A 10,985-nucleotide genomic window follows, 5' to 3' on the forward strand; every position below is an offset into this window, starting at 1 on the left:
CGCTCCGGGTCGGGGCCTGCGGCACCGCTTAATTTCCGGCATGCTGAATGGACGTGGATCTGCGAGACTACTTGCTTGCGCTGATGCAGCCACTGGCACCGGGTGACGAGCTCGAGCCGGGCCTGCGCTTCACCAACGCGTCGACCGAGCTGGGCCTGCGCCTGACATTCTTGGTCGACGAGCGCGACGAGGTCCACGTCGAGGTTGGGCCGATCGAGCTTGGGCTCCGCCATGCGGCTCGCAGCGAGCGTCTGTCGTTCGCGTACCGGGACGGCGGTGCGGATCACGTCGACCAGAAAGTCGGCTTACGGGTATGTCAGACCGTCGCACGCCATGTTGGGGCGCGCGAGGCCGAGGTGCTCGAGCGCCTGTCGGAGCACACCGAGGCCACGGACACGCAGGGGACAGCGCGGATCCGAGAGATCCACAGCACGCGCTTGCTCGAGCTCGCGGGGCTGCCCAATGAGCGGTTCTATACGCTCAGCCCGTACCTCGGCTGCCTGATCGGGTGTCGGTTTTGCTACGCACAGTCGCGGCTCGACCCCATGCGCGCGCTGCTGCGGCTTCCGCAGGTCCCCTGGGGTTCGTACGTCGACGTCCGGGTCAACGCGCCAGCGCTGCTCGAGCGCGAGCTGCGAGAGTTGCCGCGCCACGTGATCAAGTTCTGCCCGATCGTCTCGGATCCCTACCAGGCGGTGGAGAAGCGATTCGAGCTGACGCGTCAGTGTCTGCAGGTGATCGCGCGCGCCGAAGATCCGCCGCCGACCCTGATCATGACTCGCTCGACGCTGATCCTGCGGGATCTCGAGCTGCTGCGCGAGGTCCCGCATGCGTGGGTGGGTGCGTCGATCCCAACCCTCGATGACGAGGTCCGCAAGCACTTCGAGCCGCGCGCTGCGAGCGTGCCCGAGCGACTGGACATGCTTCGCCAATTCAAGCGAGCTGGGGTTCAGCGCTGCGTGGTGGTCCAGCCAATGCTCCCTGGCGATCCAATCGCGCTGGCCAGCGCGCTCGCCGATGTCGTCGAGTCGGTGAGCATTGGCGTACTGCGCGGTGAGATGGGCGCCAAGCAGGACTTCGCGGATCCGCGGTTTTCGCATGCTCGCGGCGAGGACTGGCAGCGCCACAAAGCGTTCGCATTGCGTGATGCGCTCGAAGAACGCGGTGTGAACGTGTGGGTGAGCGAGCTGCCCCCTGCGATCAGCAGCTGGAAGTCCGTCACTGGTTGATTCGCTATGGCGGAACGATTGCGTGCGGGTCCGCGCCGCGTCGAATTGAACTGTACCTAAGGACATCGAAGTGGCGGCAATGCGCGTGGTGTGAAGATTGGGGGTAGGCAGTTCAACCACATTCACGCATTGGGGAAACCGAGTCGGAATCGGGGTCACATGTTTCGCGGCGATCGCATTTTATCTAGCAGGATACGTGTGAATGCCGCTGGTCGGAATCGCCCGAGAGCGGCGAAATCGCAGCTTTGGGTCGAGCCAATCGTGATGCCAGTGCCTGTGGCCGGCTGAAACCACGATTTCACACAAATTGGAGCTAGGCATGAGGCGCGATAATCGATACACTTGTGATCGATGGTACACCACAGGCTGTTGTTTCCGATCCTCTCGGCCGCGTTGATCTTTGGTGCGACCACCACAGTGGCTCGAGCGGCGCCCCCAGCATTTACCGCATTCGAGAGCGGACAAGTGCGGCCGATGGCGCTCTCGCCCAATGGCAAGCGGCTGTACGTGGTCAACACCCCGGACAATCGGCTCGAGATATATAAGGTTAGGAAGCACGGCCTTCAGCACGAGGCGTCGGTGCCCGTTGGGCTCGAGCCAGTCGCGGTCGCGGTTCGATCCAACAATGAAGTGTGGGTGGTCAACCATCTGTCCGACAGCGTCAGCGTGGTCTCCGTGAATGGGGCGGTTCCGCACGTAAATCGCACGTTGTACGTGGGTGACGAGCCAAACGACATCGTGTTCGCTGGCCCAGGGGGGTCGCGAGCCTTCATTAGCGCGGCCCATCGCGGTCAGAACGCACCGTTCGATCCGCAGCTGACCACGCCGGGTGTCGGTCGAGCCGACGTGTGGGTGTTCGACGCCAACAATCTCGGTGGTGGGCCTGGCGGAACACCTCTGTCGATCATCAACCTCTTTAGCGACGTGCCGCGGGCCCTGGCGGTCGACGCGAGCGGCAACAAGGTCTACGCAGCTGCGCTGAATTCCGGCAACCAGACCGCGCTTGTCCCGCTTGCCGTCATCCCCGACACTGGCGAATCCGACGGCGGCATCCCGCTGCCCAACGTCAACCACGCTGGGGTCCCCGAGCCCGACATGAGCCTCATCGTCAAGTACGACGGGGTCCACTGGGTCGACGAGCTCGGGCGGACCTGGGACGACAAGATCAGGTTCAACCTGCCTGACAAGGACGTGTTCGTGATTGACGCGAACGCGGCCACGCCCGAGCTCCTGCCCGGTGACGACGGCTTCTTCGCCCACGTCGGCACCACGCTGTTCAACATGATCGTCAACCCGGTAAGCGGAAAGGTCTACGTCACCAACACCGAGGCGCGCAATCACGTTCGCTTCGAGGGTCTGGGGATCTTCGCCGACACCACCGTGCGCGGTCACAACGTCGACAACCGGATCACGGTCCTCGACAGCGACGGCGCCCACCCGCGGCTGCTCAACAAGCACATCGACTACGACAACTGCTGTGGGCCGATCGGCAGCCCCGAGGCGCAGCTGAGCGTGTCGCAGCCGCTGGGCATGGCGATCACCAGCGATGGCGAGGTGCTCTATACGGCGGTGCTCGGCAACGACAAGGTCGCCGTTTACTACACCGCCGAGCTCGAAGACGACATGTTCTACCCGGACGCCGTCGATCAGGTCCCGGTCAGCGGCGGGGGCCCGACGGGCGTGGTGCTCGACGAGGCAAACGACCGCCTCTACGTGCTCACGCGGTTCGACAACGGCATCTCGATCGTCGACACCGATCTCATGGAGGAGGTCGACCACCTCACCATGCACAACCCCGAGCCTGACTCGATCGTCGTCGGGCGCCGCATGCTCTACGACGCGGCCCTGACCTCGAGCAACGGGGATCAGTCCTGCGCGTCATGCCACATCTTTGGCGACAAAGACGATCTCGCGTGGGATCTTGGCGATCCCGACGGCGACGTCACGCCGACCCCGAGCAACATCAAAGACTTCCTGGGCGTCGGCGACGTCGACTTTCACCCAATGAAGGGGCCGATGACGACCCAGAGCCTGCGCGGGCTCGACAATCACGGGCCCATGCACTGGCGTGGCGACCGGAACGGTGAGCACCTCGGTCCGTCCGCGCAACCCAATGGCGGCGCGTTCAACGAGGCCGCGGCGTTCAACACCTTCAATGTGGCGTTCCCGGGTCTGGTCGGGCGCGACGAGCAGCTGACCCCGGCCCAGATGCAGGCGTTCACGGACTTTCAGCTGCAGGTGATGTACCCGCCCAATCCGATCCGCGCGCTCGACAACACGCTCAACGCCGAGCAACAAGAGGGCGAGCACTTCTTCAACAACAACCTCTCGTTCAACAATTTCGTCGACAACAAGGACTTCACCTGCGCCGACTGCCACGTCATCGATCCGCTCGGCAACGCGGAGTACGGGATCGAGCGACCGGGCTTCTTTGGTGGTGACGGTCAGATCGTGACCGCCGAATTCTCGCAGACCTTCAAGATCCCGCACCTGCGCAACCTCTACACCAAGGTCGGCGCGTTCGGGTACCCGGACGACGACTTCTTCTTCAACCGGCCAGGGCTGCCGTTCTACGACACGAGCCACCAGGGCGATCAGATCCGCTCGTATGGGTTCACCCACGACGGGTCAAAAGACTCGCCCATGCGCTTCTTCAACGCCTTCGCGCTGACCCCCGACGGGTTCATGGAGTTCGAGAAGATGCGCAAGGTCGCCGAGTTCGTGTATGCGATGGACTCGAACCTCAAGCCGATCGTCGGTCAGCAGGTCACCCTCACCAAGCACAACCTCGGAACGGTATGGGGGCAGATCAACCTGTTCACCCAGCGCGCGGAGGCGGGGGACTGCGAGCTGATCGCCAAGACCCGGCTCGGGCCGGTCGAGCTCGGGCTCTACTACGACGGTAGCAGCTACACCACGAGCTTCTGGGCGCTGCCGGACATCGGCCAACTGGCGGTCCTGTTCCTGGCCAAGGCGACGCCGGTGACCTTCACCTGCGTGCCCCCCGGGTCCGGCGAGCGGCTTGGCATCGATCGCGACGGCGACGGCCACCGCGACGGCGATGAGCTGATCGCCGGCAGCGATCCGGCCGACGCCTTCGACACGCCCTGATCGGGCCTGATCAAGCCTGATCAAGCCTGATCAAGCCTGACGGCCCCTCACCAGCTGACGTGGTAGGTGCAGGGGCCGTCGTCGGTGTCGATGCACCCGTTGGCCCCATGCTCGATCAGCGCCTGGGCGCCGTGCCGTGCACAGCAGCCCTCGATGATCCCGAGGTTGAGCGCGCACGGGAACCGCGGCGTGAACACCAGCGTCGCGCTGTAGTCGTCCTCGAGCGTGCAGGTGATCACGCCGATGCCGGGCCCACGGGCGTTGAGCCGGTACGCGTGGTCGAGGCTCATCAGCAGGCTGTGAATTCCGTCGATGTCGGGTGGGAAGTCGGCGGTCTCGATCATCTTGCGGCCGACCTCGATGACCGCGCTGCGGCCAACCTCGGCCTCGATCTTGAAGTAGAGCCCGCTGGCCCACTCGAAGTCGTACCAGGTGTCCGGGTCGATCCGGTCGACGCCAGCGTCGGCCAGCAGCTTGTTGATCACGACCTCCGAGTGACCGAGGGCCAAGATGAACGAGTTGAGCGCAGCACCGTGATACTGTTTTTCTTCGACGGTCATGTGGCGTTCTCCCAGAGCTAGAGCAGAGGCTAGAGCGGCGTAATCTTCAGGCGCTGCAGGACCAGGGCGCGAGCGAGGCCGTCTTGCAGCGTCGCGAGGGTCTGGATTCCGGTGAGGTCGATACCGAGATCGACGATCGTTCTCGCGGTGTCGGGTGACATGCCCACCAAGAACACCGCCGTGCCCAGCAGCCGAACCGCCCGGGCCAGACGGATGATCATCTGCGCGGCCGCGGTGTCGAACACGGGGACGCCAGAGATGTCGAGGATCGCGGCCCTGGTGCGACGGCGCGCGATCTCCTGCAGCAGCTTCTCGGTCAGCATCTCGGCCCGAAACGCGTCGAAGGTGCCGACCAGCGGGACCACGAGGATGCCGCTCACGACCGGCGCGATCGGGGTGGACGCCTGACGGATGAGCTCGAGCAGCTTGGTCTTTTCTTCGAGCGCGACCTCGAGCTCGACGAGCTGGGACTCGAGCCGCTGGATGCCCATCTGCGCGGTCTCGCGCTGCATCTTCTCGTCGCGCCAGGCCATGAAGCGCGTGGTGCAGACCGTGAGCAGCTCGAAGAACCAGCCTTCGATCAGCAACCGGAGGGCGTCCGCGTCGGGCGAGGCGCTCAGCGCCTCGCGCACCGCGTTGCGAAGTGTCTGGGTGTAGAAGCGCAGATCCGCGAACGCCAACCCAGAGGCGGCGAGCTCCGTGACCAACGAATGCACGACCGCGCGAACGTTGTCGGGCTTGCCGGAGATCAGATCTTGCTCGAGCCCCGCCAGGGCCGCCTCGACGTGCGCGTGGCAGACGTCCTTGCCGACCCGACGGAACACGCTCGCGCTCCGCATCGACAGCCGCAGCGTGACGACCTCGGCGAGTCGCGCGTGCGCGGCGGTGAGTGGGGTGAGGGGAGGGACCGACATGACGGGCTCACCAGTCAATCTGATGCACGTAAACCTGAGCGCCTCGAAGCGCGAGAGCACGGGTGCCGTGCTCGAACAAAGCGCTGCTCGAGGCGCGACGCTGGGCTCCTTGATATCGTAGTCGCGGGCGGAGGGTCCAGAGATCTCATGCGCCGAGCGCGAGAACGTTGCGCCCGCGGGGGGTGGCGATCGCCCGCCACTTGCGACGCATCGGTCGTTCGGTAACCCTGGGCATCAGCGATGATCCAGATCCGCCCCTTCGTTGGCACGCGAACGCGTCGCGTCGCGTCACCCGGCTCGATGCTCGAGCTGCTCGAGCGCGCCGCCGGAGCAGGTGGGGGCGAGAGCACCCGCGCCGCGTCGCCGAGCGCGTTCGGGTTGGTCCCAGAGCAGCTGGCCGAGCGGGGCTGTCCGGGGTCGGTCAACAACGCGTTCCAGCGGCTCCAGCGACCATGGACGTGGACCCACGTCGAGCCGCCGCTGCACCAAGCCGCGGCCCGGTGGCTGGTCGAGCACACGGATCTGCGCCTGCCCGAGGTCGAGCGGGACGTGGGCGCGAGCGATGGCACGACACGGGTTGTCTATCGCAGTGGCGGCGACGCGTTCGAGGCCGTGCACATGCCCCGCGATGTCCGGGCCCCACGGGTGACGATGTGCCTGTCGTCCCAGGTTGGCTGCGGCATGGGATGCCGGTTCTGTGCGACAGCGAGCATGGGGTTGGTCCGCAACCTGAGCGCGGGGGAGATCGTCGGCCAGGTCCTGGCGACCATGGATCGGATCGGGCCCAAGACCTCCAATCAACTGTCGCTGGTGTTCATGGGGATGGGCGAGCCGCTGCACAACGTGACCGAGGTGGTCCACGCGATCTCGACCCTGTGCCATCCGCTCGGGCTGGGGCTGTCGCCGCGGCGGATCACGGTGTCGACCTCGGGTGTCGTCAAGGGCATCGACGAGCTCGCCCGCGCGCCACGGCGACCACGCCTGGCGCTCAGCCTCAACGCCACCACCAACCCGACCCGCACCGCGATCATGCCGGTCAATCGCAAGTGGGATCTGGCCGAGCTGCGCGCGGCCCTCGGGCGCTGGCCGTTCGAGGCCCGCGAGCGGATCACCGTGGAGTACGTGATGCTCGCTGGCATCAACGACGCCGACGACGACGTCGACCGGCTCGTGGCCTGGCTCGACGGCCTGCCCCACATGCTCAACCTGATCCCCTTCAACCCGCACCACGCCGCTCCTGGTATGCGGGCCAGCTCGCCCGAGCGGGTCAGCGAGTTTGCGGCGGCGCTGCATGCCGCTGGGTGTCGGGTGACTGTTCGTGTCAACCGTGGACGCGACGTGGCGGCGGCGTGCGGGCAGCTGGTGGTTGGCGCTGGATCGGGCCGGTGAGCGTCACGGCTTGCTGTTCTTGGACTTCTTGGACTTCTTGGACTTCTTGGACTTCTTGGACTTCTTGGCAGGGTCGGCAGGCAGCGGCACGCTGGGGTCGCGCTGCAGCAGCGCGAGCCCGGTCGGGTGCTCGTCGATCACCACATACGCGCCCGAGCGCTCGAGCGGCTTGATATCAATGACCGACGGCCCGCTGCGTCGCCGTCGGGCCCGGTCGACCAGCAGGTAGTCCAGGCCGCGCGCGTCGGCGTCTGGGTACTTCTTGATCATCGCGCGACCTGACAGATGCGGGACCAGGTGGTCGGTGGCCGCGACCGAGGCGTCGGCCGGAATCTTGTCCCTGGCCTGGCGCAGCCACTCGTAGCGGGCCGCGGCCTCCTCGTCGTAGGTCCGCACCAGCGTGTAGTAGCCGGCCTGAAAGCTGTCGTTCTCGACCAGGCCGCCGTACTTCCACGACACCAACACCGACATCACCGCGCAGCCCAGCGCGCCAGCCCGAGCGAAGCGAACCTGGGTGGCCGCGAAGCGCTGCAGCGCCGGGCTCTGGGCCGGGTCGGCCAGGACCAGGGGCACCAGCGCGAACGCGAAGGGCGTGTGCAAGGTGACGTATTGAAAGTGCAGCGAGAACAGGGCGGGCTTGGTGCCGAGCAGGCAAAACCCGAGGCCGTAGACCAACAGCACGCGCCCCGGCTTGGCGAAGAAGGGCAGGACCAGCAGCGGGCCAAAGCAGCGCGCGAGGTACAGGAGCTTGTCTTCGCTGACCACGCTGCGCAGCACGAACACCGGGTTGCTGATCAGCGACTCCAGCAAGGTCCGCACGCCGCCGCCGCGGCCCCTGGGGATCAGGTACTCGAAGTAGTTGCTGTACCCGTAGCTGTGGTCGGTCGACTCCATGAGCAAACCGGCGTCGGGCATCATCGCCAGCTTGACCACGGCCAGGTACACGATCGAGGCCAGGATCGTCAGCACGCCCACGCGCCCGCGCCCGGTCACCAGCGCGTACACGCCCAGCGCGGCGCTCAGCAGCGACATGTCCTCGCGGACCAGCAACAGCAACACGAGCGCAGCTGCGTAGGACTTGAGCGCGCCGATCTCGAGCAACAGCACGGCCGCCAGCAACAGCGGGATCGCGAGGCTCAGCGAGTGAAAGTCGTAGAGGTTGGCGCCCTGGATGCCGGGGTGGGCCAGGTAGCTGAGGACCAGCGCAAACCCGGCCCAGTGGCTGCCCAGCTTGCGCACGACCAGCAGGTACAGCGGCACCGCGCCAGCGGCGATCCACACGGTCTGCAGGACGATGAGCGTGTGGGCGCCGGGGCTGACCCGGTAGATCGGGGACAGCAGGATCAGGATCGGATCAAAGTGGGCCGCGAGGTGGGTGTCGCCCTTGACCAGCGTCGAGCGCAGCCCGTTGCCGTGGCTCGCGTTCCAAAACAGGTTGTCGTAGATGCCAAGGTCGTGGGTGGAGGTGACGAGGTTGTAGTGGTGGAGCAGGGCCAGCCGCGAGATCGCGAAGATGTAGACGCCGACCGCCAGCGTGGTCAGCAGCGCGGGCGCGTGCACCTGCCACAGCTTCACCGGAGGGCGCTCGCGCTGAGGCAGGGCGTAGGACCAGGCCACGACGACCCCGGTTGCGAACGCCGCCAGCGCGAGCGTGAACCACGGGTTGCTGGTCTCGAGCTTGGGAGTCGTCAGCGCTGCGATCGCGGGCAGCGTCAGCGTGAGCGCGCCGTGTCGCAAGCAGCGATCGATCGTCTCGCCCAACCCCTCGACCAATCCGCCTGCAGGACTGGCGCTGTCTGAGGACTGGCGGGAACCCCGAAGGTGAACCACGCCGATCACCACCAGCGCGACCACCAACGAGATAGCGACGGCCGTCAGGATCGAGCTGGTGACGTCCGCCTCGACGCGGTTCGCCGCCAGCTTCTCGAGCGCGCCGCGGTGCCGCAGCATCCAAATCGCGTAGCCCGGGGCCGCGCCACAGGCCACCACACCCGCGACGCGCACGCGCTGGGCCCACGTCCACAGCGCGACCTTCACGAGCGCGTCGATGATCGCGAGCGCGCGGTCCTTCACGGTTCCTCGATCTGCGCGAGCCGCTTGGCGAGCTGCTGCTTGAGCTCGAGCTGCATGCCCCGGGCGATCTGAATTCGCTGGGCCTGCGGCGAGCCGGCGCCGTGCATGGACTCGGTCAGGTAGCCGACGGCGTTGCGGCCGAGCGTCATGTTCTCGATCAAGCGCAGGATCTTCCAGCGGTCGCGGACGTCGACGTCATCGCGGGTCTTGAGGAATTTTTCGAGCAGGGCCCCGACCGCGTCGGACTCGAGATCCGCGGCCGAGGGCAGCGTCGCGACGAGACCCCCCGCCAGATCCTGGGCCAGTCGCCCGAGCTCGTAGGGCAGCTTGGTCACGTGGTGCTTGCACACGTTGGCGAGCATGTCGTCGTTGAGGTACGCGCCCGACAAGGTCGGCTTGGCCTGGTGCGACGACGCGATCCCGGTCCCGTAAATCGTCTCGTTGAGGTGGGTCATCTCGACTAGCTTGTCGCGGATGTGCGAGGCCTTGGCGACGCCGTTGTACTCGGCGACGGTCGCCGCCGCGCCGATCAGCACGTCGCCGACCCCGGTCTTACACACGTAGCTGCGTCGGTGATAGCAGGTGAAGCGCTCGACCAGCATTGAGGCGAACTCGACCTCGCCGTGCATGAACACCCGCTCCCACGGGATGAACACGTCGTCGAAGATCACCAGGGCCTCCTGCCCGGCGTACTGTGGGTTGCCGCGATCGAGCGCGCTGGGCTCCAGGCTGCGGGTGTCGCAGGACTGGCGGCCATAGATGTAGGTGATGCCCGGGGCCTCGACCGGGAGCGCGCCGATGATCGCGTAGTCGCGATCTTCAGGGCCCAGGCGCATGGTCGGCATCACGATCAGGTAGTGCGAATTGATGCAGCCGGTCTGGTGGGCCTTGGCGCCGCGGATCACCACGCCCTCGTCAGTGCGGGCGACCACCCGCAGGAACAGGTCGGGGTCGGTCTGCTGATGCGGGGCCTTGCTGCGGTCGCCCTTGGGATCGGTCATCGCCCCACCGATCACGCAATTGCGCGACTGGACCAACGCGATGAACTCGCGCAGGCGCGCGTGGTAGGGCGTGGCGTGGGCCTGATCGATCTCGTAGGTGACCGAGTACAGCGCGTTGAGGGCGTCCATGCCCACGCAGCGCTGAAAGCAGGTGCCCGTCAGCTGGCCCAGCTTGCGCTGCATGTGGTTTTGCTCGACCAGATCCTGGGCGCTGTGGGCGATGTGCAAGAACCGATTGACCCGCTCGCCGGTCAACGACGAGATCGCGGTCGCCAGCTCGGGCTCGCGCGCGGCCAGGTCGTAGGTCTCCGCGACGGCGTTGATCGAGGGCCGGATGATCGGGTGATCGACCGGCTCGTCGACGCGCTCGCCGAGCAGGTAGACGTCGAGGTCGCGGCCGCGGAGGCTGGCGATGTAGTCGGCGCCGCTGCGCAGCGGCCAGCTCGTGTGGGTGGACACGGCCGATGCCTCAGCTGCGACGGCGACGCAGGGCGAAGCCGGAGATCAGCAGCACGAGGCCAGCGAGGCCGATCACGCGATCGTCGTTGCCGACCGTCGAGCAGCTGCCGCCCGCCTTGGCGTCGTCCTTCTTGACGTCGTCTTTCTTCGCGTCGGTCTTGGCATCTTCGGTCTTGGCGTCGTCGGTCTTGGCCGCGGGCTCGGGGGCGGCCGTGACTACGGGAGCGGGCTCGGGCGTGGGGGCCGGCT

The 10,985-nt window shown here is 66.5% G+C and carries 8 protein-coding genes; 3 read left to right on the plus strand and 5 right to left on the minus strand.

Annotated features, from left to right (window positions below; genetic code table 11):
• Positions 1 to 83 precede the first annotated feature (83 nt).
• A complete protein-coding gene (locus tag ENSA7_RS20305) occupies positions 84 to 1,229 on the plus strand; it encodes an SPL family radical SAM protein (protein ID WP_181233936.1) in 1,146 nt (381 codons plus the stop codon).
• A gap of 474 nt (positions 1,230 to 1,703) precedes the next feature.
• Positions 1,704 to 4,340 carry a hypothetical protein gene (locus ENSA7_RS20310; RefSeq protein WP_244923849.1) on the plus strand — a complete coding sequence of 879 codons (2,637 nt, stop codon included), beginning with the start codon at positions 1,704 to 1,706 and terminating at the stop codon, positions 4,338 to 4,340.
• A gap of 47 nt (positions 4,341 to 4,387) precedes the next feature.
• Here the strand turns inward: ENSA7_RS20310 and ENSA7_RS20315 are convergent, their stop codons facing one another.
• Both ENSA7_RS20315 and ENSA7_RS20320 read right to left on the minus strand, forming a co-directional pair.
• Complete coding sequence (locus ENSA7_RS20315; protein ID WP_106090971.1) at positions 4,388 to 4,900, minus strand: hypothetical protein; 513 nt, start codon at positions 4,898 to 4,900, stop codon at positions 4,388 to 4,390.
• A gap of 29 nt (positions 4,901 to 4,929) precedes the next feature.
• On the minus strand, positions 4,930 to 5,814 hold the full coding sequence (locus tag ENSA7_RS20320) for an STAS domain-containing protein (protein WP_146157917.1): 885 nt from the start codon (positions 5,812 to 5,814) through the stop codon (positions 4,930 to 4,932).
• A 240-nt stretch (positions 5,815 to 6,054) separates the two neighbouring features.
• Here ENSA7_RS20320 and rlmN point away from each other — a divergent pair, with 240 nt between their 5' ends.
• Positions 6,055 to 7,203: a 23S rRNA (adenine(2503)-C(2))-methyltransferase RlmN gene (rlmN, locus tag ENSA7_RS20325; protein WP_106090973.1), complete on the plus strand. Its 1,149-nt coding sequence runs from the start codon at positions 6,055 to 6,057 to the stop codon at positions 7,201 to 7,203.
• Positions 7,204 to 7,206: 3 nt separating this feature from the next.
• Here rlmN and ENSA7_RS20330 read toward each other — a convergent pair whose 3' ends face one another.
• From ENSA7_RS20330 to ENSA7_RS43960, 3 genes are all read right to left on the minus strand, one after another.
• On the minus strand, positions 7,207 to 9,276 hold the full coding sequence (locus ENSA7_RS20330; RefSeq protein ID WP_106090974.1) for a DUF2079 domain-containing protein: 2,070 nt from the start codon (positions 9,274 to 9,276) through the stop codon (positions 7,207 to 7,209).
• Positions 9,273 to 10,736 carry a 4-hydroxyphenylacetate 3-hydroxylase family protein gene (locus tag ENSA7_RS20335; RefSeq protein ID WP_244923850.1) on the minus strand — a complete coding sequence of 488 codons (1,464 nt, stop codon included), beginning with the start codon at positions 10,734 to 10,736 and terminating at the stop codon, positions 9,273 to 9,275. Before ENSA7_RS20335 ends, ENSA7_RS20330 begins: the two co-directional genes overlap by 4 nt.
• 10 nt (positions 10,737 to 10,746) lie before the next feature.
• Positions 10,747 to 10,985, minus strand: a 239-nt coding sequence (locus tag ENSA7_RS43960) for an MYXO-CTERM sorting domain-containing protein (protein WP_219908017.1), incomplete at its 5' end; no start/stop codon positions are given.

It is taken from the genome of Enhygromyxa salina, from assembly GCF_002994635.1.
GTDB lineage: Bacteria > Myxococcota_A > Polyangia > Nannocystales > Nannocystaceae > Plesiocystis > Plesiocystis salina_B.